This is a genomic window from Vagococcus elongatus (assembly GCF_003987645.1).
Classification (GTDB): Bacteria; Bacillota; Bacilli; order Lactobacillales; family Vagococcaceae; genus Vagococcus_A; species Vagococcus_A elongatus.
This window is the reverse complement of sequence record NZ_NGKA01000010.1, coordinates 78238-102375: the sequence shown is the minus strand read 5'-3', so window position 1 is coordinate 102375 and position 24138 is coordinate 78238. Positions and strand designations below refer to the sequence as shown.

Here is a 24138-nt window from a genome sequence, read left to right as displayed (position 1 = left end):
TGCCTCCATAATGAATAAAAGTGCAAGGGATTCGGCCACCTGCCGAGAAAAGTCCTGCACTTATTATACCAAAAAAATATAACAGATACTGTTAAATCAACGAAGATATAGTAATCAGCAGGCATTAGATAGCCAAGATTTATGAAAAGTTGTTGACTACCCACTAAGATAGTCTATAATATAAATAAAAGTTTGGCAGAAAAAATATTTTTTAGCATAAAGGAATCATTGGTTTTACGAAGATTTAAATAACACTTTTAAAAAAGCGGGTGAGAAAATTGGAACCATTGATCGAGGCAACGGCTGCCATCTTATGCGGCGGTAAAAGTTCTCGAATGGGGTTTGACAAATCCCTTTTAAAAATTAGAGGAAATTATGTTTTGCTAGAAACTGTTAAACAGCTAAGACTGCTCTTTAAGGAGGTCATATTGATAACCGATAATAAAGGGAAGTTTCCAGAAGAATTTGGAGATTGTCTTATCTGGGAAGATGATTACATTAATTGCGGACCTCTAGGGGGATTAGTGACTGCTTTAGAGAAAAGCAAGTTTTCCAGCGTGTTTTTGGTTGCTTGTGATATGCCCAAGTTGGATTCCGCTTTGATTAGACAAATGGCGAAAGAAAGATTGGCTTTTGATTTAGTTATCTATGAACATGAAAGGCAACTGGAACCTTTATTTGCTTTTTACCGCAAAACGTGTTTGTCGCTGCTTAAAGAACAGATTTTAGCTGGCGACTATCGAATAAAAAGCAACTTTTCGAAATTATCACAAAAAAAAATCGTTTCCAGCCAAAAGATAGAAATTAAAAATGTCAACTATCCTGAAGACGTTTGTGACTGGTATTGAACACCAAAAAATAGATGATGTTTTATCATATTTTTTTAAAAAGAGTTGGTAGCGATTACATAAATTGTTGTTGATTACTGACTAGCACTAGTTTTATGGTTTAACAAAAAAGTACATCAAAAGGGGAATGGTGGTGAAAAGATGAGAGAATTTGAACATCCGTTGATGATTCAAATAGGTTCCACAGGACGAAATAGCGGAAAGACGACCATGGCAAAAAAAATTATTGAGCGTTACAAAAGTCAACTGCCCATTTATGGCTTGAAAATCATTACGATCAGTGGTGCCAAAGGAACCTGTCAGAGGGGAGTGAAAGGCTGCGGCATTTGCACAAGTATTAGTGAAGGTTATGAATTAGTCGAGGAAACAGAAACTGAAGGGAACAAGGATACGATGCAGCTGCTGAAAGCTGGTTGCGAGAAAGTCTTTTTACTAAAAGTTTTCCAAGGGTATTTGGAAGAAGCTTTTCAAGAGTTTATTTTTGCTATTCCTAAAGAAGCTTTACTTATTTGCGAATCTAATTCTTTAAGAAACGTGATACAACCGGATATGTTTATTATGATGGATAATCAAAGGAAAATTAAACCCTCAGCAGCAGATGTTATCAAAAAGGCAGATAAGATATTAAATCATCCTCTCATTTCAAAAGATATCGAATCACTGATAGAAATGAAAACGGTTCAATTGACTTGATTAATAAATAAAGGAGACTTGAGTTTATGGCTTCATTAAATTTAGCAGAAAAAGAGGCAATAATTTTAGAACATGAATCTGATCCTCAACGCATTTTGAATATTTTGTTGGAGCTTCAATTTCGTTCGGAAGAGGGATATATTGACGAGGAAACAGCAAAGCTTGTTGCTGATAGATTGCATCTTTCTGAAGCGCGGGTCTATGAGATTTTGACTTACTATGCAATCTTAAAAACTAAACCCCAACCGACGTATGTCTTAAAAGTCTGCAACAGCAGCCCATGTCATTTTTCCGGCGGGACGATGGTCATGGAAGTTTTGGAGAACACTCTAGGTGTACCTGTAGATGAGCCAACTGAGGACGGGATGTTTATGTACAATAAAATACCATGTGTAGGAGCTTGCGATAGCAGCCCAGTCATTAAAATCAAAGACACTGTGTTTGGCAATTTAACAGAAGAATCTATTATCCAACTATTAGATGATTTGCGCGCCGGACACTATGAAAACTTATAAGGGGGAGAAGAATGCTGGAACGAAATCAACCGGTCTTATTAGAGCGAGTCTATAATATGACGAATGCTGTCGATGTAGAAGAGTATAAGAAATTTAAAGGATTTGAAGGTCTGGCGAATGCCATAAGCATGGACAACGAAGCTATCTTGGATGAACTGGACATTGCTCATTTGCGCGGACGTGGGGGAGCGGCCTATCCTTTAGGGAAAAAATGGCGTCATATGTATCATTCTAAGGGAACGCCAAAGTATATCGTCTGCAATGCTGATGAAGGAGAACCCGGGACGTTTAAAGACAAGGCCTTATTAGAAAAAGATCCTCTAAGTGTCATTGAAGGAATGCTTATCGCTGGCTATTTGTTCAAGGCACAAACGGGTTATATATACATGCGAGGAGAGTATCGCCAAATTCAAAAAATATTTCAACAAGCAATTGACAATGCCACAAAAGCAGGGTATTTAGGAGAAAATATACTAGGTATTCAAGGGTTTAATTTTAAAATACTGGTCATATCCGGTGCCGGTGCCTACGTTTGTGGGGAAAATTCAGCTTTGTTAAATTCGATTGAAGGAAAAACAGGCAGACCAAGGGTTAAACCACCCCATCTGGCAGACGTTGGCTTATATTTAAAACCTACGCTAGTGAATAACGTTGAGTCTTATGCCGGGATACCAGTTATTTTAAGAGAAGGCGGTCAAGCGTTTCTTGATTTGGGAAGTGAAGACGGGGGCGGAACAAAGCTTGTCTGTCTATCTGGTCACATTAAAAATCGGGGTCTTTTTGAGGTTAATCTTGGAACACCTTTGTATGAACTTATTTTTTCAGAAAAATATGGCGGAGGTTCTTCCACCAGCAATCCCCTAAAATTCATTCATTTTGGTGGTCAGTCTGGTCCAATCGGTGCTGTGGATGAATTAGAAGATTGTATTTATTCTTACGAAGGTTTATGGGACAAAGGCTTATCTGTGGGTTCCGGAGCCGTGGTCGTTATGGATAATCAAGTAAGTATGATTGATTATCTAGTCAATGTGGCTGAATTTTTTGTTCATGAGTCGTGCGGAAAATGTACTCCTTGTCGCCTGGGCACCACTCGTCTGATGGAACTGCTGAAAAAGTTTCAAGAAAAGAGAGCTCAAATTGGTGACATTGAGCGGCTGGAAAAAATGATGACCCATGTCACACATTTGTCTGCTTGTGGGCTGGGACAGTCTGTCGCCAATTCAATGAAAAGCGGTTTAAAATTATACCCAGAAGAATTTCTTGCGGGTATTGGAAAAGAAGTTAGAAAACTAGAGGAGGTGAGCTGGTAAATGACAGAATTAGTTGCTAAAACGTCAACGGTCACACTGACAATCAATGATCAAACAGTTTCAGTCCCCAAAGGAACTACACTTCTAGAAGGGGCTCGTCAATTAGGACTGAAAATTCCCACTCTGTGCCATTTAAAAGAACTGGCTCCAGATGGGTCATGTCGAATGTGTGTCGTTGAAGTCGAAGGAGGACGCAAAGGCGGTCTCGTAACTGCTTGTACCGCTCAGTGCAAAGACGGCATGGTCATTTATACTGATTCTGAGAGAGTCCATGACTCACGTCGTTTTGTGTTGGATTTACTTTTGAGCAATCACAAAATAGATTGTTTTGCCTGTGTTAAAAACGGAGATTGTCAACTGCAGGACTATTGTATGGATTATGGTGTTGAACGCACAAGTTTCACAGAAGGAAAAAGAATGCCTTGTTTTCAAGAAGATCTGTCTAGTCCCTTTTTCGATTATGATCCGGAAAAATGTATCATGTGCCGCCGTTGTTCCAGAGTTTGTCAATTACGCCAAGGCCGTGATGTGCTCAGTCTTGCCAACCGGGGCTTTGATACAAAAATGACTCCTAGCTACGAGTCTTCATTTGACCAGTCTATTTGTGAGTCATGCGGGAATTGTGTCGCAGTTTGTCCTACCGGGGCTTTATCTGAAAAAGACCATAAATATTACCGGAAATGGGAAACTAACCGTGTGCGAACCACTTGTCCGCATTGCGGAACGGGCTGCCAAATGGATTTGATTATAAAAGGAAATAAATTAGTAGGTGTAGAACCGGCTGACGGTGCCGCCAATAAAAATTTACTTTGTGTCAAGGGACGCTTTGCTTCTTATAAATTTGTCGGAGCGAAAGATCGGCTGACTGACCCGCTGATTAAGCGCAATGGAGTTTTCGAAAAAGCAACATGGGAAGAAGCTTTGGATTTAATAACGAAAAAATTTACCGGGATAAAAGAAAACTATGGTGCAGATGCGTTGGCAGGTTTTTCCTGTTCCCGTGCTACAAATGAAGACAATTATGTGTTTCAGAAAATGGTTCGTACGGTCTTTGGGACCAATAATGTAGATAATTGCGCCCGGGTCTGCCATTCTGCTTCTGTTCACGGATTAGCTCATACCTTAGGTTCAGGAGCGATGACAAATCCGATAGAAGATATTACAACGGATGTGGATATGATCTTGCTTGTGGGTTCCAATCCAACAGAAGCCCATCCAGTCATTGGTGCACAAATTCGGCAAGCCATCCAAAAGGGAACTAAAATTGTCGTTGTCGACCCAAGAAAAATCGATTTGGTGAAAGATAGTGATATCCACTTACAGATTCAAGCAGGAACCAATGTGGCATTTGCTAATGGAATGATGCATGTGATTATAAAAGATAATCTGATGGATCAACAATTTATTGAAAATAAAACTGAAGGGTATGAAGCTCTGAAACAAATGGTGGCAGATTACACCCCTGAAAAAGTGGCAGAGATTTGCCATATCAATCCCGATGATTTGAGGCAGGCCGCAAGAATGTACGCAAAAGCAGAAAAAGCACCGATTATTTATTGCTTAGGTGTCACAGAACACTCTACTGGGACGGAAGGGGTTATGAGCATGTCTAATCTGGCCATGTTAGTAGGTAAAATCGGGAAATCTGGTTGCGGTGTCAATCCATTAAGAGGACAGAATAATGTCCAAGGCGCCTGTGATATGGGCTGTATGCCTTATGATTTTCCAGGTTATCAAAAAGTCAATCAGCCGAAAGTCATTGAAAAGTTTGAACAAGCATGGGGCGTATCACTGAGTCGGAATAAAGGGATGACTTCCACGCAAGTATTGCCGGCAGCTGCTGAAGGAAAAGTAAAAGGAATTTATATTTTCGGGGAAGACCCAATCGTGACAGATCCGGATACAGGTCATGTACGAGCAGCTTTAGAAAATCTTGATTTTCTTGTGGTTCAGGAGTTGTTTATGACAGAAACTGCCGCCTATGCAGATGTTGTCTTGCCGGGCATCAGTTATGCTGAAAAAAATGGGACGTTTACAAATACGGAGAGAAGGGTCCAGCGAGTGCGTAAAGCGGTGGAACCTATGGGACAGGCACGAGAAGATTATGAAGTATTTTGCGACGTGATGACTCGTATGGGCTACCTGAGTCAATATGACTCTGCTGATGAGATTATGGATGAGATAGCTTCTTTAGTTCCTTCCTTTGGAGGTATCAATTACGCTAGACTGGAAGAGGGTGGATTGCAATGGCCATGTCCGACGGCGGATAGTCCGGGGACTTACATCATGCACGTGGGACAATTTACTCGCGGTAAAGGATTGTTCATGGCAATCCCTTATAAAGAGGCCAAAGAGCTTCCTGATGAGACCTATCCATATCTAATGTCAACTGGACGGATGCTGTATCATTACAACACGAGGGCAATGACTGGGAGAACGGAAGGGATTAATCAAATTGCTAACCGTTCGTATATCGAAATTAATTATCAGGATGCTGAGAAACTTGGGATTAAGGAAGGAGACAAAGTTAAAGTCAGCTCAAGAAGAGGAGAAATCGAAACCTATGCTGCTGTAGGAGATCGAGTCTTTCCAAATGAAGTCTTTATGACTTTTCATTTTCCAGACGGCAACGTCAACGAAATCACAAATGCTGTTTTTGATGACATTGCGATTATCCCAGAATATAAGGTGTGCGCAGTAGATATTTGTCCAGTATAGCTGAAAAGTATATCAATCTTTTGAGAATTGAAAGGTGTGAATGAATAATAGAATCATTTGCTGTTAACTGTGAACACCAATAAAATCAGATGGATAGGCACAGTTTTCTCAAATGAAAGATGACAGACTTTTGATGTAAGACTTGCTTGAAAAATAATTAAAACCCCTATGAGATGGGATACGTTGCATCTCATAGGGGTTTTTTGTATTTAAATGATGAATAAAAAGATTAATTTTTACTGGTCATTTTTTCTGTTTCCAAATCGTGCAGGAATAGACCACTTAAGAGTTTGGGTTCAAACCAAGTTGATTTTGGCGGCATAATCTCACCTTGGTCAGCTACTTCCAGTAATTCAGACATTAAAGTAGGATGGAGTGAAAAAGCTAGATTAAATTCACCGCTTGTGACCAATGTTTCTAACTCTTTTAGTCCACGAATCCCTCCAACAAAATCAATCCGATGATCTGTACGGATATCAGTAATATCAAAAATTGTTTCAAAGACATTTTTTTGTAAAATGGAAGCATCCAGTGTTTCAATAATAGGGGCATCTTCCGAGACGGATGTTGCTTTCAAACGATACCAAGTGCTATCAAAAAACATTCCAAAATTCAGCTTTTCTTCTGGTTTGTATGGTTTCGTACCGACTTTTTCCACGACAAAATTATTTTCCAAAAGTTCTAAAAAGTTTTCAGGTATGTCGACTTTTAGTACCCGATTGTAATCATAGATAGTCAGTTCTTCTTCAGGAAAGATGACAGATAAAAAATAATTGAATTGTGCTTCGGCCGGGGCAAGAGGAAACTGTTTTCGTTTCTCTAAGCCTACTTTCACTGCTGATTCTGTACGGTGATGACCATCTGCAATATAAAGACTGTCCACTTCTTTTGCGAAAATATTTTCTAATTGCTGGATGGTTGCAGAGCAGTCCACCAGCCATAACCGATGATGGGTGTCATAAAAACTTGTAAAATCATACATGGGCTCGTGCTCTTTTTTCCAACGGTGGATGATAGTGTTGATGGTTTCCTTTCCGCGATAAGCTAGAAAGATTGGACTGGTGTTAGCATCACAGGTTCTCACGTGACGAATGCGATCCAGTTCTTTTTCATGGCGTGTCAATTCGTGCTTTTTTATTTTTCCGTCAAGATATTCTTGAATGGCAGTGCATGCTACAATCCCTGTTTGGCTTTTTCCGTTCATGGTCAGTTCATATAAATAGTAGACATTTTCATCTTCTTTGACTAGCCATCCCTGATCTAAGAAATACTGCAGATTCTTTTTCGCTTGCAAGTAGACAGCATCATCATAGGGTGATATATCGGAAGGCAAATCAATTTCGGCTTTATCGATATGCAGATAAGAATAGGGGTTGCCTGCTGCCATTTTTCTGGCTTCTTCACTATCTAAGACGTCATAAGGCAGTGATGCCACTTGACTAACTAATTTTTTGTCGGGACGAATTCCCTTAAAAGGTTTGATGACAACCATATTAATAATCCTTTCGCTGAAGATTTTTTATGTGGCGCACGCGAATCACATGGGAAAGACTCTTTAATTCTTCTGCTAGTTCCTGAGCTTGATCTTCAGTCACATGGTCTAAGTCAATCAGTGTATATGCCACATCGCCACGACTGCGATTGCTTAGATTATCGATATTGTATTTTGCATCAGCAATGATGTTGGAGATGGCACCAATCATATTAGGCACATTTTCATGGAAGACTGCTAGACGAAACTCAGTATTAAAACTCATTTCCACGGTCGGGAAATTGACTGAACGTTTGATATTCCCTGTTTCCAGATAATTTTTTAAAGTTCTGACTGACATTCTGGCACAATTGATTTCAGCTTCTTCTGTTGATGCACCCAAATGAGGCAAGACGGTGATTTTTTCATGTCCTAACAGACTTTTTTCAGCAAAATCGGTGATATATCCGGCAATTTCTTCATCTGCCAAGGCTTGTAAAACAGCATTATTATCCACTAATTCTCCTCTAGAAAAATTAAGCAGTACGGCTTCAGGAGCCATTTTTTTAAGTTCTTCGGTTGAAATCAAGTGATGCGTTTTTTCCATCAGTGGCACATGGAGACTGATGTAATCGGAAGTTGACAGTAATTCATCCAAATCAGTCACACGTTTGACTCGCCGAGAAATATTCCAAGCGGTGTCTACGGAGACATAGGGATCATATCCCATAACTTCCATCCCTAAACGGTAAGCATCATTGGCCACCATGGCACCTATCGCCCCTAAACCAATCACACCAAGTTTTTTACCTTCCAATTCTGTCCCCACAAATGATTTTTTTTCAGCTTCTACGATTTCTTCCACATTGTCATCGGTAATCGTTTGAACCCACTGGGCACTTTTCAAAATCGGACGGGCAGAAAGGAGAAGATTGGCTAAAACAAGTTCCTTTACTGCGTTTGCATTAGCTCCTGGTGTGTTGAAGACCACGATACCATCCTTAGTGCAGCGGTCAACGGGAATATTATTAGTTCCCGCTCCGGCACGTGAAATCGCAATCGTATGTTCAGAAAATGTCATGTCATGCAATTTTTTACTTCTCAATAAAAGCGCATCAGGATTTTGCGTTTGATTGATTGTGTAAAGAGAATCGTCAAATTGCTTCAACCCTTCTTCAGAAATATTGTTAAAAACTTTAATATCAAAAGTCATTTATTTTCCTCCATGTTCTTTCTCGAATGTTTCCATAAAGTTTACTAGTTTTTCTACACCTTCCATCGGGAATGCATTATAAAGGCTGGCACGCATGCCTCCCACTGAGCGGTGTCCCTTGATATTTACCAAGCCTAAAGCCTCTGCTTCACTGACAAATTTGCTGTCTAGTTCTTTATTGCCAGTTAAGAAAGGAATATTATTAATCGAGCGGTCTTTCTGAGCAACAGGTGAGGTGAAAAGTTTAGAGTGGTCGATAAAATCATAGAGTAAGCCTGATTTTTCTTTGTTCTCTTTCACGATTTCAGGAATTCCTCCCTTTGCAAGCAGCCATTCAAAACCTAATTTAGCCATATAAATGCCAAATGTGTTAGGTGTATTATAAAGAGAATTATTTTTCACATGGATGCGGTAATCCAACATATTACTGATATTGATGTGATCTTTCAATAAATCATCACGAATAATCACCAATGTTAGTCCTGCAGGGCCGATATTTTTTTGAGCGCCTGCATAGATTAAACCAAAGTCATTGATATCATAATCATTGGATAAAATATTTGATGACATGTCAGCCACTAGCGGCACGTCTTTAAAATGCGGCAAGGTTTGGAAACTCGTACCTTCGATAGTGTTGTTAGTCGTGATATGAACATAAGCGGCGGTTGACGGAACGGAGTTTTCATCAATTTCCGGTATATAGCTGAAATTTTTATCTTCACTGCTTGCCAGTTTACTAACAGTCACATGAGGTATTTTTTTTGCTTCACTGATTGCTTTTTTAGACCAGCTGCCAGTGTCTACATAATAAGCCGTTTGGTTTTGTGTAAGATTAAGAGGTACCATAGTAAACTGCAGACTGGCACCGCCTTGCAGAAACAAGAGGTGATAATTTTCTGGTATCCCCATCAGCTGTCTTAGTGCAGTTTTTGCATCTTCCAATATATTTTCAAAAATAGAGGAACGGTGACTCATTTCCATCACGGACATGCCGCTTTCCTGATAATTAAGAAACTCTGACTGAGCTTTTTCCAAAACTTCTTGCGGCAATACTGCCGGACCTGCTGAAAAATTATAAGTTTTTGTCATTCATTCTTCTCTCCTTTTATTACTCTTAAATATCTATTCTTCCCTAGGACGTTGATATATCACGAATAAAAATAGATCGAGGATAAATCAATGTCTCAGGTAATGTTCTCCATTATATCAAAAGTCTAAGATTAAAAAAAGATTAAAATGATTAAAAGTGTTTAATATTGCAAGAAAATAAAAGATACTAGAGTTATGACACTTTTTTTACTATAATTAGTAAGAGAGCAGAAAGATGATAGGAGTGAATAAAATGGCATTTGATCAAGTATCAACGATTAAAGGATCCTCTGTGCAGTATAAAATGAGTGATCAGGCAAAAAAATATACGTTTAGAGACTTAGGTTTTATTGAAACTAAGCAGGGCAATCTACAGTATGATCGTCCTCTAGATATGACGGTGAGCAAGTCAGGTCCACGTCTGAAAATTACGGTGGCAAAAGATTTGAAAACTTTAAAGATGAGTGTCACTACACCTAATGGTTTACGTCAAATCAATATTTTTGAAGACGACTCATTTAAAGACTTACAACAAAATTTTGATTTTATTTTATCGGAAATGGTTAAGAGAGGCTGTTTTGATATCGTAGATTAAACAGAGCAGGCTATCTGAATCAAAATAAGATACCATTTTACAGTATTATGGTTGCTTTGAGATTGAAAGACAGAAGATTTTGAGAGTTTGATAACGATAAAAGCAGGATATATTTAATAAAAATGTGTCTTGCTTTTTTGGATGGTCTACTTTTAAATGAAGTATTGACATTTTATTTAAAATACACAATACAATGAAACCATATTGCATGAATTTTTTAGTTACGTTCGAAAATTAAACTTTTTCTACTATCAATACATGATACATGAGAAAGCTTAATAATCCTTTTGAAATATGATCATTTATTTCTTGAATTAAAATAAAATTGAAGTAAGCGTTGGCTAGAAATTGCACATCCGTGCAGTTTCTTTTTTTATTTAAAAACGTCTACTTAATATTGACTTTTGTTGGATAATCATGTTAATATTATTACGTAGGAAGCATTAAATGTTTACGAACGAAAAAAACAGGAGGAATGACGATGAGTATTCAAGTCAAAGAAAGAAAAAATATGGAAAGTAAACCGTATTTTGGTCACCTAACCAACCGTATGAACGAATATCGTGAGTCAGTATTAAATAAAAAGCCTTATATTTGTGCGGAGCGGGCATTGTTGGCAACTGAAGCTTATAAAGAAAATCAAAATCAACCGAATGTGATGAAGCGTGCATTGATGCTAAAGAATATTTTAGAAAAAATGTCAATCTATATTGAAGACGAAACAATGATTGTAGGTAACCAGGCCGCTTCAAATAAAGATGCACCGATTTTTCCTGAGTACACCCTGGAATTTGTTTTGGATGAATTAGATTTATTTGAGAAGCGTGATGGAGATGTCTTCTATATTACTGAGCAAACAAAAGAAGACTTGCGATCAATTGCGCCATTTTGGGAAAATAATAACTTGAGAGCAAAAGCAGGGGCATTGTTACCTGATGAAGTATCGGTATTTATGGAAACTGGTTTCTTCGGAATGGAAGGCAAGATGAACTCTGGAGATGCTCACCTAGCTGTCGATTATAAAACAGTGCTGGAAGTAGGTCTTGAAGGTTATAGAGAACGTACATTGAAAGAAAAAGAAAATCTAGATTTGACAGAGCCTGAAAGCATCAATAAATATCAATTTTATAATGCGATTTTAATTGTGCTAGATGCAGTCAAAACTTTTGCAGAACGTTACTCACGCTTAGCTGCCGAGATGGCCGAAACTGCAAAGCCAAAACGGAAAGCAGAATTATTAGAAATCAGCCGTGTGTGCGCTAAAGTGCCTAATCAGCCTGCCGAAACCTTTTTAGAAGCTATTCAATCTGTTTGGTTTATCCAACTGATTTTACAAATCGAATCTAATGGACACTCACTGTCTTACGGTCGTTTTGATCAATATATGTATCCTTACTTGGAATCTGATTTGGATAAGGGAAATATTACTGAAGAAAAAGCCGTTGAGTTGCTAACGAACCTATGGATTAAAACATTAACTATTAATAAGGTTAGAAGTCAAGCACATACATTTAGCAGTGCCGGCAGTCCACTTTACCAAAATGTGACCATCGGCGGACAGACGAGAGACAAAAAAGATGCAGTCAATAAATTATCTTATCTAGTGTTGCGAAGCGTTGCGCAAACAAAATTGCCACAGCCAAACTTGACTGTTCGTTATCATTCAGGACTGGATAACCAATTCATGAATGAATGTATTGAAGTAATGAAACTTGGTTTTGGTATGCCTGCGTTTAATAATGATGAGATTATCATTCCATCATTTAAAAATATCGGTGTGTCAGAAGAAGATGCTTATGACTACAGTGCTATCGGCTGTGTTGAAACTGCCGTCCCCGGAAAATGGGGTTACCGTTGTACGGGTATGAGCTATATGAACTTTCCAAAAATCTTGATGATTGCAATGAATGACGGTATCGATCCTGTTTCTGGCAAGCGTTTTGCAAAAGGTTACGGACATTTCAAAGAGATGAACACGTTTGAAGACCTCCAAAAAGCTTGGGATAAAACAGTGCGTGAGTTGACTCGAATGAGTGTGATCGTGGAAAATGCCATTGATTTAGGACTGGAGCGTGAGGTGCCTGATATTTTATGTTCAGCATTGACAGAAGATTGTATTGGACGCGGAAAAACCCTGAAAGAAGGGGGAGCGGTCTATGATTTTATTTCAGGACTTCAAGTGGGGATTGCCAACTTGGCAGACTCGCTGGCAGCCATCAAGAAATTAGTTTTTGAAGAAGAAAAAGTGACCCAAGAAGAACTGTGGGAAGCGTTGATGACGGACTACGCAAGTGAGCGCAGCAAAGAAATTCAGCAGATGATTATCGAGGATGTGCCTAAGTACGGCAATGACGATGATTACGTGGATCAGCTGGTGACTGGAGCTTACGATAGTTATATTGAGGAAGTCAAAAAGTATCCAAACACTCGTTTTGGTCGGGGGCCTATTGGCGGCAAACGTTATTCTGGGACTTCGTCAATCTCTGCAAACGTTGGCCAAGGAAAAGGAACAATGGCAACACCAGATGGACGTAATGCTTGGGTGCCTTTAGCAGAAGGATGCTCACCGTCTCATAATATGGATAAAAACGGACCGACTTCTGTGCTGAAATCTGTTTCTAAGTTGAGAACAGAAGAAATCATCGGCGGAGTGTTACTGAATCAAAAGGTCAATCCGCAAACATTGGCAAAAGAAGAAGACAAACAAAAATTGATTATGCTGCTTCGGGCATTTTTCAATAAATTACATGGCTACCATATCCAATATAACGTGGTGTCAAGAGAAACTCTAATCGATGCACAGAAGCATCCTGAAAAACACCGTGATTTGATTGTTCGAGTTGCTGGTTACTCAGCTTTCTTCAACGTCTTATCAAAAGCAACCCAAGATGATATTATCGAACGAACAGAACATGTCCTATAAATGAAAGTTTGTCTGGGGGGAGAAATCCTCTCAGACAATTTATGGTGGCGAACATTTTAGGAAATTGTCAAACTAAAATATTGGCTGCAAGTTTTAAAAATGTTGGACAAGACAATATAAGCTTTAGAAAATGGCACTCATTTTGCAACAATGGGCGCAGATATCATCTCACAAACGCTAGAATGCTGGCTGTTGAAAAAGCAGTGATTGGTTTTACCTCTGACCGGGAGTCGATCTTTGATAAAGGAACGATTATTTTTTCTCTGTGATGACCGAACTATTTTTTTAGTCAGTAAAAGTTGGAAAATATGTTTTAAGACATCAAGGAAACATGGGAAGTTTAAGACCAATAGAAATTATAAAGCTCCTGAAGGCAGATTGTTTAATCTAACCTTAGGAGCTTTTAAGTGTATCAAGAAATTTAATTCACTAACTTGAATCCAAGCTTTCGTAATTGTTTGTCCGCAGCTTTAGCGCTGATATAATCGTTCTCGGAATGAGGCTGCTTAAAGTCGAGATCTTTGATGGCTGCTAAAGCATTCAAGTTTACTTTTTGATAATCGAGTTCGACGGTTTCTACAAGATGTTCGTCTTTGAAGCTGATCTGATAGCTGACTCCTTCAAGTGCATCTAGTACGTCGTTTTTTTTCAACATATCATTTTTTAATGAGGTCAAGTCTGCTGCAGACAACTTTTCCGTCTCGGTTAATTCTGCCAATTTATCAAATGATGTGCGCGTGATTTGTTTTTGATGGCGGACATCATCATTTTCAATCGTGAGGATTACTTGTACCTCTGAACCGTCAACTGATTGTTCATATGTGGCTATTTTTTCTGAAGAACAAGCGGTCGTGAACACACATAAAATTGTCAGTATGCAGAAACTCAGTATCTTTTTCAATGGTATCCTCCTTTGGAAGTATAAAAATTGTAACACAAAATGATTACGCATATCAAAAAAATGTCGATCATTTTTTAGATTTTCAAGGGAAGGATTAGTTTTAAAGTTCACTAACGATGTAGTTTCAATAGATGAAATTCTACTGGGAAAAGTATATAATAGAAACACTGAAATTTCCGACCTTCAAATCGTAGATAATTTTCAGAATCTAATTAGAAATGATGGTGATTGCATGGCAGACAACAGTCGCATTAGAGTGGTTGTCGGCATGAGCGGAGGAGTGGATTCCTCTGTGACAGCTCTTTTGTTGAAAGAGCAAGGGTATGATGTTGTAGGAGTGTTTATGAAGAATTGGGATGATACGGATGCAAACGGTGTGTGTACGGCAACGGAAGATTATAAAGATGTTGCCAAAGTTGCAAACCAAATCGGGATTCCCTATTATTCTGTAAATTTTGAAAAAGAGTACTGGCAGCGGGTGTTTGAGTATTTTCTATCAGAATATCGGTTAGGGCGTACACCTAATCCAGATGTGATGTGCAATAAAGAAATAAAATTCAAAGCATTTTTGGATTATGCTTTAGCTCTCGGTGCAGATTATGTGGCAACAGGGCATTACGCCCAAGTGGTTCGGGATGACAAAGGCAACTCCCACTTGCTTAGAGGAGCAGATAATTCTAAAGATCAAACTTACTTTTTAAATCAATTGTCCCAAGAGCAGTTGACTAGGACAATGTTTCCGCTGGGGCATTTGCAAAAATCAGAAGTTCGTGAAATTGCTGAAAAAGCAGGGCTGGCTACGGCGAAGAAAAAAGATTCTACTGGCATTTGTTTTATTGGCGAAAAAAACTTTAAACAATTTTTAAGTCAGTATTTGCCTGCTTCTCCCGGTAAAATGGTGACAGAAGATGGAGAGGTTAAAGGCGAGCATGCTGGTCTGATGTATTATACTATCGGTCAACGGCAAGGACTTGGGATTGGCGGCGGCGGAGGGTCTAACGAGCCTTGGTTTGTGATCGGTAAAGAGTTGGCGACCAACACGTTGATTGTTGGGCAAGGTTTCCATCACCCCAAATTGTACGCTACCCGTTTGGAAGCAAGTGATATCCATTTTACTCAAGAAAACTGGGATAAAATGAATTTCAAATGTACAGCGAAGTTCCGCTATCGTCAGCAAGACACGGGAGTGACAGTCACTTTGGATGAAAATGATCCAACAAAAGGGACGGTGATTTTCGATGAGCCGGTTCGGGCGATTACGCCGGGGCAAGCAGTTGTTTTTTATGATGGGGAGGAATGTTTGGGTGGCGGCCTGATTGACTTAGCTTATCAAGAAGAGAAAGTGCTGCAATATATTTAAGGTAAATTGCTGGGGATTTTGTTAGAATTTCTCTTATGAATAGCTAAAAAATAAAGTTTTTTGATGCAAGCAAGGGCAGATTATGCTTGTGCAGCGTAACTAATTTTAAAAAAAGATTTAAGCTTTTAAGGTCATTGAAGGGCCATCAGGAAATTCGATGACCTTGAAAGTAATCAGATGTTTAAAGAAGGAAAATCAAAAGCTGAATCATAAAATGAACGGCTGAAAAAGCGTCCTTAATAGAGTTTATGGTGTTATCATTAATAATGAAAAGCAAGTACAGGCAAGCAGACTTTCCGAGAAAAGAGGGAATTGATTGGAATTTAGACACGCACTCCTAGAGGAAATGGAAGAAATAGAACAGCTTTACTCTGATGTATCAACAGCTCTTATGGGGAAAGAGCATTCACCGAGATGGGTTGCCGGAGTGTATCCCGCTAAGGAAACACTGTTGTCATCCATAAAGAATAAAACATTATTTGTTTTGACAAAGGATCATCATATAGTCGGCTGTGTCACACTAAACGAAATTCCAACGGCAAATTATAACGAGATTACTTGGAAAGTAAAAGCAACTGAATCAGAAGTACTTTACATACATGGTTTTGCTATTCATCCTTCGTATAATGGCCAAGGACTCGGCTCACAGTTGTTACATGAAGTGAAAAAGCATGCTGAAAGAAATGGCCGCCAATCTATCCGCTTGGATGTCTTTCATAAAAATATTCCAGCAGAAAATCTTTACCACAAGAATGGCTTTCTTTACGTGAATACGGTAAATATTGGAGATGTGGTTATCGCCGAATTAGGTTTGCACGATGTGGATATTTTTCGTCTCTATGAGTATGTATTAGGATAATTGTGTTTCTATTTAAAAATTTGATTATAAATCTTATTTAGCCTGTCAGAGGGCTATTTTTTGTTGTCTTTTTTATCTGTTATGAATAAAAAATGTGCCACGTTTGAAGAGAGATGAAAAAGTAGAATTTCCAACTTGTTTAAAAAAAAAGATACAAAAAAACGTTAGGCGATGAATAATAAATACAAAATAGTTTTAATAAGGAACTTTAAAGGTATCAAATGAATTTTTAGCAAAAGACTAGCGTAGACAAAAGTATGGTATCTAACGGTGACAAGTGTGGGTTCATCACTGTTAGATTCTTGTGGATAATTAGAAAATGATTTAACGTAAAGTCTAATGTAAACAACAGGAGCGGTTATGAAAATTAGAGGAATGTTTGCTTAAGATTAAAAAAAGATTACAAAATGATTGAAAAATACTAATGTATAGCGTAATATAAACATATCTTAATTTAGGGGGATGTTATTTATGAAAGCTAGGAAAAAATTAGCAAGTCTAACATTGCTGTGCATCGCAGCACTAAGTTTTGCCGCTTGCTCGGGAGACGGAGATAAAGAAACGACAGGAACAGGAGAAGCAAATACATCAGGAGAGGAAAAGTTGGCGGCTGAACAGGTCATCACCATTGCCGCTCCTCAAGAAGTTGCTTCAATTGATATTTCTACCGCAACGGACAAGCTGAGCTTTACAGTTTTAAATCAACTTTACGAAGGTTTTTATCGCATTGATGAAAACAATCAGATTATTCCGGCTGGTGCAGCTGAACTGGCAGAAAAAAGTGAAGATGGGCTGACCTATACGATTAAGCTAAGGGAAGATGCTAAGTGGACAAATGGTGATTCTGTGGTGGCGGATGACTATGTTTACGGCTGGCAAAGAACTGCGGACCCAGAGACAGCTTCTGAATATGCCTACCTGTTTGAATCAGTTAAAAACGGTAAAGATATTGTGGCAGGGGAAAAAGATCCTTCTGAACTTGGTATCGAAGCACTGAGCGACTACGAAGTTAAAATCACTCTTGATGTGGCAACGCCTTATTTTGATTCATTACTGGCTTTCCCATCATTTTTCCCTGTGAATAAAAAAGCAGTGGACGAATTTGGCGATAAATACGCTAGTTCAAGTGATACCTCTTATTATAATGGCCCGTTCGTCTTGGAAGACTTTGACGGTGTGGGTTCCGATATCGACTGGACGTATGTGAAAAATAAAGATTACTGGGATGCAGACACAGTTAAAATGGAAAAAATCAAAGCTCAAGTGGTTAAAGAAGCTTCTACCGGTGTCAACATGTATGAAGGCGGTGAAGTGGATGATGTTATTTTGACTGGTGAATTAGCACAACAGTATCGTGATAATGAAGACTATGTGACCGATAAAGAAGGTCGGACGATTTATTTAGAATTCAATCAAGTTTCCGAGACTATTCCCTTTGATAACGCCAACCTTAGAAAAGCCATTTCACTAGTAGTCGATAACGAATCAATTGTAGAAAATGTTATTGGTGATGGTTCCACCGTAGCCACAGGTTTAATGCCGACGAATCTTTCCAGCAATCCTGATACAGGAAAAGATTTTACTGAAGAAACAAAAGCTAAAAAAGAGTTTGATGAGGCAAAAGCAAAAGAGTATCTTGAAAAAGCTAAAAAAGAAACGGGTAAAGACACATTTGAATTTGATATACTAACAGACGACAATGAATCAACTAAAAAAATTGCTGAGTATCTGCAAGGGACATTTAAGGATGTTTTAGGGATTGAAACTACTGTGACCGCTGTGACCAAACCAATTCGGCTGGATCGTACCAATAAGGGAGATTTCGATTTTGTTGTGACCGGTTGGGGAGCAGACTACAATGATCCAAGTTCATTTATGGATTTATTCAAAACCGGCAACTCCTATAACCGCGGCAAATATTCTAACACTGCTTACGATAAGCTGATTGAAGAGGCGGCAACGACGAATGCAACAAATCCGGAAGCACGCTGGCAGAATTTCTTGGATGCTGAAGAAATTTTGATCAATGATGATGCGGCTGTCGTTCCGGTCTATCAGATGGCAGAAGGACATTTGCGGAATCCAAAATTAAAGGGCATGATTGCTCACACAGCAGGTGCTTCTTACGAATACAAATATATGTATTTGCTCGAGTAGAAAGACGGATTTCTAGAGCAGAATAATATCAAGTTAAATGAAAGTAAGTTAGACTAGACGAAGAGGCTTCGTTTAGTCTTTTTACTATGTTGAAAATTCAGTCAATTTATAATGATTATAAAAAAGGCGAAAATTATTTTGTTAAGATCGTTGATTTTGATTGGAAATTGATGATATTCATTTGAATTTCATCCTCAATTAGACTAGAATAGGACTAGTGATATTTTTTACTTAAACATTTTATTGGAGGGATTTTTGATGTCTGTTTTAGAGATAAAAGATTTGCATGTATCGATCGAGGATAAAGAAATTTTAAAAGGTGTCAATCTGACAATGAATACAGGTGAAATACATGCCATTATGGGACCAAATGGGACAGGGAAATCTACGTTGTCTGCTGCTATTATGGGTAACCCAAACTATGTAGTAACACAAGGGGAAGTCTTGCTGGATGGCGAGAACATTTTAGAATTAGAAGTGGATGAACGTGCCCGAAAAGGAATCTTTTTGGCTATGCAGTATCCTAGCGAAATACCGGGAATCACCAATGCTGAATTTATGCGTGCTTCAATCAACGCAAAACGTGCTGAAGATGATAAAATTTCAGTCATGAACTTTATCAAGAAACTTGATGAAAAAATGGATTTACTTGATATGCCTGAAGAAATGGCAGAACGTTATTTAAATGAAGGATTTTCTGGCGGAGAGAAAAAACGTAATGAAATCCTGCAGCTGTTGATGATGGAACCCACATTCGCTATATTAGACGAAATCGACTCAGGTCTTGATATCGATGCGCTGAAGGTGGTCTCTAAAGGTGTGAATGAAATGCGCAGTGATGATTTTGGTGCACTGATTATAACTCACTACCAACGCTTGCTTAACTACATCACACCAGATGTTGTCCATATCATGATGGATGGAAAAATTGTAAAAACTGGCGATGCAGAGTTAGCGAAACAATTAGAGGCAGAAGGTTATGCCGGAATCAGCAAAGAATTGGGAATTGAGTTAGCTGGAGAATAATAAGTGATAGCAGGCATTTGCCTCAAGAAATGGGAGTGACAAGATAAATGAATGAAACGATAGAAAAAACTTATCTTGACGACGTAAAGGCATTTTCAGTTAGTCAAGGAGAACCATCTTGGATGCTGGAGTTGCGTTTGGCAGCCTTGAATAAAATAGATGAATTGGCGCTGCCGGTCATCGAACGGGTAAAAATGCATCGTTGGCCGCTGACCAAAGTCAACGGACTGGTTTTTGATGGGGAAGATAATCTAGATGAGTTTGAATTGCACGAAAAAGAGTCAAATCATCCGATGTTTGCCCAATTCTACAACCGAACAATCAAGGAACAGCTGCCACAGAAGTTGGCTGACCAAGGAGTTATTTTCACAGATATTTTTACAGCCCTGAAAGAACATGAAGAATTAGTTAAAGAAGCATATATGCAGTTAGCAGTAAAATATGATGAAGACAAATTAACAGCTTTTCATGCGGCATTTATGAATAGCGGAATGTTTTTATATGTTCCAAAGAATGTCGAAATCGAAGAGCCGATGGAAGCGTATTTCTATCATAGTGCTGCTTCTGAAGTGAATTTTACAAAACATGTTTTGATTTTAGCTGATACTAACAGCTCAGTGAGCTATTTGGAAAAGTTTGAGACCATAGGAGACGGGGAAGCAAAATCAACGGCAAGTATCGTGGTTGAAGTGATTGCAAAAGAAGGAGCAAAAGTAAAATTTGCTGCTATTGACCAATTGGGTAAAAATGTAACCACTTATTTTAACCGCCGAGCACACATCTTAAGAGACGGCAGTGTGGATTGGGCAATTGGAGTCATGAACGACGGCAATGTGGTTGCCGATTTTGATTCTGATTTGGTTGGTGAAGGTTCTCATTCGGAAGTTAAGGCAGTAGCCATCAGTGCAGGTCGTCAAGTACAAGGTATCGATACTCGCGTGACCAACTACGGACGTCATTCTGTCGGACATATTTTACAGCACGGTGTCATCCGTGAACGGGGCACGTTGACTTTTAACGGTATCGGACACATCATCAAAGGGGCAGTCGGTTCAGATGCCCAACAAGAAAGCCGTGTCATGATGCTTTCAGACAAGGCTAGGGGAGATGCAAACCCGATTTTATTAATTGATGAAAATGAAGTAACTGCCGGACATGCAGCCAGTGTCGGCCGAGTAGACCCTGAGGAAATGTATTATCTGATGAGTCGGGGACTGGAGAGAATTGAAGCAGAACGTTTGGTTATTCGAGGATTCTTAGGTTCGGTCTTAACAGCTATTCCCGTGAAGGCAGTCCGTGATGAATTGGCAGAAGTTATTGAAAGGAAGTTAATCTAATATGCTGAATGTTGATAAATTACGGCAAGATTTTCCGATTCTGCATCAAGAAGTCAACGATGAGCCTTTGGTTTATTTGGATAATGCGGCGACCTCACAGACACCTAAACAGGTATTGGAAGTCTTGAAACATTACTATGAACATGATAATGCTAATGTCCACCGAGGTGTTCACACTTTGGGGGAACGGGCTACCTCAGCTTATGAAGGTTCCAGAGAGAAAATCCGTCAGTTTATCAACGCAGCCTCTTCAAAAGAAGTGCTGCTTACAAGAGGCACGACCACGAGTTTAAACTGGATTGCCAGAAGCTACGGAGATGCTAACGTGTCCGAAGGTGACGAAATCGTTATTTCATATATGGAACATCATTCGAATATCGTTCCTTGGCAGCAGTTAGCGCAAAGAAAAAAAGCCGTGTTGAAATATATTGATTTGACTGAAGACGGTGAATTAGATATGGCGGATGCTCGAAAGAAAATCACAGAAAAAACTAAAATTGTGGCATTGAACCATGCATCTAACGTGATGGGGGTCATCAATCCTATTGAGACCTTGATCGAATTTGCTCATGATGTTGGTGCAGTGATGGTGGTGGATGGTGCACAATCTGCCCCTCACATGTCTATAGATGTGCAAAAATTAGATGCTGATTTTTATACGTTCAGCGGACATAAGATGTGCGGTCCCACAGGCATTGGTATTTTATACGGCAAACAATCCTTACTTGAAAAAATGGAGCCTGTGGAATTCGGCGGAGAAATGATTGACTTCGTTTATCTGCAAGAGAGCACCTGGGCGGATTTGCCGTGGAAGTTTGAGGCAGGGACGCCAAATATTGCCGGCGGTATCGGTTTAGGTGCGGCAGTTGATTACTTGACAGAAATAGGAATGGATAATATTCACGCGTATGAACAATCTATCGTCGAATATGTCTTGCCGAAACTTCAAGCGATTGAAGGCGTTGTGATATATGGTCCTAAAGATCCGAAAAAACGTTCAGGTGTGATTGCTTTTAATATTGAAGGTGTGCATCCCCATGATGTGGCTACGGCTATGGATATGCAAGGAGTAGCGGTCAGGGCAGGTCATCATTGTACGCAACCGTTATTACAACATTTAAATGTCCAATCCACTGCACGTGCAAGTTTTTATTTTTATAATACCGAAGAAGAAGCGGACAAGTTTATTGAAGCAGTCATTGCAACAAAGGAGTTTTTCAATCATGGCACTATCTAGATTAGACAATTTATATCGTCAAGTGATTTTAGATCATTCAAGTCATCCTCACCATTTTGGTTTAGAAGAAGGGCTGACGCATGAAATAGAATTAAACAACCCGACATGTGGAGATGTGATTCAGCTGCAATTAAAAATCGAAGACGGGTTGGTAAAAAATGCTCGTTTTGCTGGAAGCGGCTGTTCGATATCTATGGCCAGTGCAAGCATGATGACAGACGCTGTGATCGGCAAAACAGAGGAAGAAGCACTGGAACTTGCTGAAGATTTTTCTCAGCTTGTTCAAGGAAATGAAGTGACTGATTTAGATGCACTTGGTGATGCTGCTATTTTGCAGGGAGTCTCTAAATTTCCTGCACGAATAAAATGTGCAACGTTGGCATGGAAAGCTTTGGAAAAAGGCATTAATGAGAAAGAAGCACTTGCCACCGAATCTCAAGAACATTGCGAGAATAAGGAGTGAAAGTAATATGACTGACATACCAGAAATTGAAGATGTACCTGTAGTTGGCGAATATCAATATGGATTTCGCGATGATGTGAAGCCGGTTTATAGTACTGGCGAGGGATTGACAGAAGAAGTCATCAGGGAGATTTCCCGTGTAAAAGAAGAACCAGAATGGATGTTGGATTTTAGACTAAAATCTTTTGAAGCATACAACAAAATGCCTATGCAAACTTGGGGTCCAGATCTTTCTGACCTGGATTTTGATGGTTTGACGTATTATAAAAAATCAAGTGACGAACCTGTTCGGGACTGGGAAGATGTACCTGAAAAAATCAAAGAAACTTTTGAGCGCTTGGGGATTCCGGAAGCAGAACAAAAATATTTGGCCGGGGCTTCTGCACAGTACGAATCAGAAGTTGTCTACCATAACATGAAGGAAGAATTTCAAAAACTTGGCATTGTGTTTACAGATACAGATTCTGCGTTGAAAGAATACCCAGAACTGTTCAAACAGTACTTTGCTAAATTAGTTCCACCGACTGACAATAAATTAGCGGCACTAAATTCAGCTGTATGGTCTGGCGGAACATTTATCTATGTTCCCAAGGGAGTAAAAGCAGATGTTCCCCTTCAGACGTATTTCCGGATCAATGACGAAAATATGGGACAGTTTGAGCGTACCTTGATTATTGTTGATGAAGGCGCAAGTGTTCATTACGTGGAAGGTTGTACAGCACCAACTTATTCCTCAAACAGTTTGCACGCTGCTATTGTAGAAATCTTTACCTTGAAAGATGCTTATTGTCGTTATACGACGATCCAAAACTGGTCTGATAATGTCTATAACTTGGTAACGAAACGTGCCAAAGCAATGGAAGGCGGAACAGTGGAATGGATAGATGGCAACTTGGGAGCTAAGGCGACGATGAAATATCCAAGTGTTTACCTTGATGGAAAAGGTGCACGGGGGACAATGTTGTCAGTGGCCTTTGCTAATGAAGGGCAGATTCAAGATACTGGGGCAAAAATGATTCACAATGCACCGAATACTTCCAGCTCGATTGTTTCTAAGTCGATTGCCAAGGGCGGCGGCGAGGTTAACTATCGTGGACAGGTAACTTTTGGAAAAAACAGTGCAGGTTCCATTTCACATATTGAATGTGATACGATTATTATGGATGGCTTATCTAAGAGTGATACGATTCCATTTAACGAGATTCATAACAGTCAAGTTGCGCTGGAACATGAAGCCAAAGTATCAAAAATTTCAGAAGAGCAGCTTTATTATTTGATGAGCCGAGGCTTGTCAGAGGAAGAAGCGACAGAGATGATCGTGATGGGCTTTGTTGAGCCGTTTACGAAGGAATTGCCGATGGAATACGCGGTAGAACTAAATCGGTTAATCAGTTATGAAATGGAAGGGTCTGTCGGATAGGGA

At 39.2% G+C, this 24138-nt stretch carries 20 protein-coding genes; 16 read left to right on the top strand and 4 right to left on the bottom strand.

The genetic code is table 11. The annotated features are described in order from the left end of the window. The first annotated feature begins 278 nt into the window (after positions 1-278). The 5 genes from CBF29_RS08050 (at position 279) to fdhF (ending at position 6084) form a co-directional block, all read left to right on the top strand. Positions 279-848, top strand: a complete 570-nt coding sequence (locus tag CBF29_RS08050) for a molybdenum cofactor guanylyltransferase (protein ID WP_245987314.1) — start codon at positions 279-281, stop codon at positions 846-848. Between the two features lie 141 nt (positions 849-989). After that, positions 990-1541 (top strand): hypothetical protein, encoded by a 552-nt coding sequence (locus CBF29_RS08045; protein WP_126809241.1) that lies wholly within the window; start codon positions 990-992, stop codon positions 1539-1541. A gap of 26 nt (positions 1542-1567) precedes the next feature. After that, positions 1568-2056: an NADH-quinone oxidoreductase subunit NuoE family protein gene (locus tag CBF29_RS08040; protein WP_126809240.1), complete on the top strand. Its 489-nt coding sequence runs from the start codon at positions 1568-1570 to the stop codon at positions 2054-2056. Positions 2057-2067: 11 nt separating this feature from the next. Beyond that, the gene (locus tag CBF29_RS08035; RefSeq protein ID WP_170170025.1) at positions 2068-3366 is read left to right on the top strand and encodes a complex I 51 kDa subunit family protein; all 1299 of its coding nucleotides are present in this window, start codon (positions 2068-2070) and stop codon (positions 3364-3366) included. After that, complete coding sequence (gene fdhF / locus CBF29_RS08030; RefSeq protein ID WP_126809239.1) at positions 3367-6084, top strand: formate dehydrogenase subunit alpha; 2718 nt, start codon at positions 3367-3369, stop codon at positions 6082-6084. Positions 6085-6313: 229 nt separating this feature from the next. Here fdhF and CBF29_RS08025 read toward each other — a convergent pair whose 3' ends face one another. The 3 genes from CBF29_RS08025 to serC are packed head-to-tail and all read right to left on the bottom strand — an operon-like array spanning position 6314 to position 9857. Continuing rightward, positions 6314-7576, bottom strand: coding sequence for a DUF1015 domain-containing protein (locus CBF29_RS08025; RefSeq protein WP_126809238.1), 1263 nt, complete (start codon positions 7574-7576; stop codon positions 6314-6316). 1 nt (position 7577) lies between these two features. Beyond that, a complete protein-coding gene (locus CBF29_RS08020; protein WP_126809237.1) occupies positions 7578-8768 on the bottom strand; it encodes a phosphoglycerate dehydrogenase in 1191 nt (396 codons plus the stop codon). Beyond that, positions 8769-9857: a 3-phosphoserine/phosphohydroxythreonine transaminase gene (serC, locus tag CBF29_RS08015; protein ID WP_126809236.1), complete on the bottom strand. Its 1089-nt coding sequence runs from the start codon at positions 9855-9857 to the stop codon at positions 8769-8771. It abuts the gene before it with no gap. A 253-nt stretch (positions 9858-10110) separates the two neighbouring features. Between serC and CBF29_RS08010 the strand changes: the two genes are divergently transcribed. The 3 genes from CBF29_RS08010 (at position 10111) to CBF29_RS08000 (ending at position 13644) form a co-directional block, all read left to right on the top strand. Further along, positions 10111-10452 (top strand): cysteine desulfurase, encoded by a 342-nt coding sequence (locus CBF29_RS08010; protein ID WP_126809235.1) that lies wholly within the window; start codon positions 10111-10113, stop codon positions 10450-10452. Positions 10453-10933: 481 nt separating this feature from the next. Further along, the gene (locus CBF29_RS08005) at positions 10934-13375 is read left to right on the top strand and encodes a glycyl radical protein (protein WP_425469893.1); all 2442 of its coding nucleotides are present in this window, start codon (positions 10934-10936) and stop codon (positions 13373-13375) included. 44 nt (positions 13376-13419) lie between these two features. After that, positions 13420-13644 carry a beta/alpha barrel domain-containing protein gene (locus tag CBF29_RS08000; RefSeq protein ID WP_126809233.1) on the top strand — a complete coding sequence of 75 codons (225 nt, stop codon included), beginning with the start codon at positions 13420-13422 and terminating at the stop codon, positions 13642-13644. 152 nt (positions 13645-13796) lie between these two features. Here the strand turns inward: CBF29_RS08000 and CBF29_RS07995 are convergent, their stop codons facing one another. After that, positions 13797-14276 carry a DUF1307 domain-containing protein gene (locus CBF29_RS07995; RefSeq protein WP_170170024.1) on the bottom strand — a complete coding sequence of 160 codons (480 nt, stop codon included), beginning with the start codon at positions 14274-14276 and terminating at the stop codon, positions 13797-13799. Positions 14277-14508: 232 nt separating this feature from the next. On the opposite strand from CBF29_RS07995, the gene mnmA reads away from it, so the two are divergent. The 8 genes from mnmA to sufB all read left to right on the top strand — a co-directional run bounded on the left by mnmA (position 14509) and on the right by sufB (position 24135). Beyond that, positions 14509-15636 carry a tRNA 2-thiouridine(34) synthase MnmA gene (gene mnmA / locus CBF29_RS07990; protein ID WP_126809231.1) on the top strand — a complete coding sequence of 376 codons (1128 nt, stop codon included), beginning with the start codon at positions 14509-14511 and terminating at the stop codon, positions 15634-15636. Positions 15637-15952: 316 nt separating this feature from the next. Continuing rightward, positions 15953-16495 (top strand): GNAT family N-acetyltransferase, encoded by a 543-nt coding sequence (locus CBF29_RS07985; protein ID WP_126809230.1) that lies wholly within the window; start codon positions 15953-15955, stop codon positions 16493-16495. A 471-nt stretch (positions 16496-16966) separates the two neighbouring features. Further along, positions 16967-18652, top strand: a complete 1686-nt coding sequence (locus CBF29_RS07980) for a peptide ABC transporter substrate-binding protein (RefSeq protein ID WP_126809229.1) — start codon at positions 16967-16969, stop codon at positions 18650-18652. A 258-nt stretch (positions 18653-18910) separates the two neighbouring features. Further along, on the top strand, positions 18911-19678 hold the full coding sequence (sufC, locus tag CBF29_RS07975; protein ID WP_126809228.1) for a Fe-S cluster assembly ATPase SufC: 768 nt from the start codon (positions 18911-18913) through the stop codon (positions 19676-19678). Between the two features lie 47 nt (positions 19679-19725). After that, on the top strand, positions 19726-21015 hold the full coding sequence (gene sufD, locus CBF29_RS07970; RefSeq protein WP_126809227.1) for a Fe-S cluster assembly protein SufD: 1290 nt from the start codon (positions 19726-19728) through the stop codon (positions 21013-21015). 1 nt (position 21016) lies between these two features. Beyond that, entirely contained in the window at positions 21017-22252 is a 1236-nt protein-coding gene (locus tag CBF29_RS07965; RefSeq protein WP_126809226.1) for a cysteine desulfurase, read from the top strand. Next, the gene (gene sufU, locus CBF29_RS07960) at positions 22239-22715 is read left to right on the top strand and encodes a Fe-S cluster assembly sulfur transfer protein SufU (RefSeq protein ID WP_126809225.1); all 477 of its coding nucleotides are present in this window, start codon (positions 22239-22241) and stop codon (positions 22713-22715) included. Before CBF29_RS07965 ends, sufU begins: the two co-directional genes overlap by 14 nt. 7 nt (positions 22716-22722) lie before the next feature. After that, positions 22723-24135, top strand: coding sequence for a Fe-S cluster assembly protein SufB (sufB, locus tag CBF29_RS07955; RefSeq protein ID WP_126809224.1), 1413 nt, complete (start codon positions 22723-22725; stop codon positions 24133-24135). Positions 24136-24138 lie beyond the last annotated feature (3 nt).